1 pseudogene is annotated in these 482 nt (G+C 61.4%); it reads right to left on the bottom strand.

From position 1 onward, the window contains the following. Positions 1 to 472: pseudogene (locus tag EN943_RS37395) on the bottom strand (phosphomannomutase/phosphoglucomutase); the annotation flags it as partial. Between the last annotated feature and the right edge of the window lie 10 nt (positions 473 to 482).

Below are 482 nucleotides of genomic sequence, written 5' to 3'. Positions count from 1 at the left end.
CCATTACAATCTGCTTCAGCGCGCTCATCTCTTCCGGCCCGAAAGTCAGCGGCCGCGCCGCGCCCATCTTGACCCCGGTCCAGCCATTCTCGTTATGCGAGGCGGTGACCATAGCGACCGAAGGCACGTCCAGTGCGAACTGGGCGAAATAGGCCATCGGCGACAACGCCAGTCCGATGTCCCTCACCCGAGCGCCTGCAGCCATCAAACCGGACACCAGCGCCAGCTTGATGCCAAGCGAATAGGAGCGGAAATCATGCCCGGTGACGATATCGGGACCGGCACCGACACGGCGGATCAGCGTGCCAAGCCCCATTCCGAGCGCCTGGACGCCGATCAGGTTAAGTTCGGGCGCGACCTGGCCAAACCACCAGCGCGCATCATATTCCCTAAACCCGGACGCCTTTATCAGCGCCGAGGTTTCAAACTCGAACGTGTTGGGCCGGGCTTCGTCAACGAAATTCAGCGACAAGACAGGACAC

It is taken from the genome of Mesorhizobium sp. M7A.F.Ca.US.006.01.1.1, assembly GCF_003997935.1.
GTDB lineage: Bacteria > Pseudomonadota > Alphaproteobacteria > Rhizobiales > Rhizobiaceae > Mesorhizobium.
This window is presented reverse-complemented; position numbering and strand designations above follow the sequence as displayed.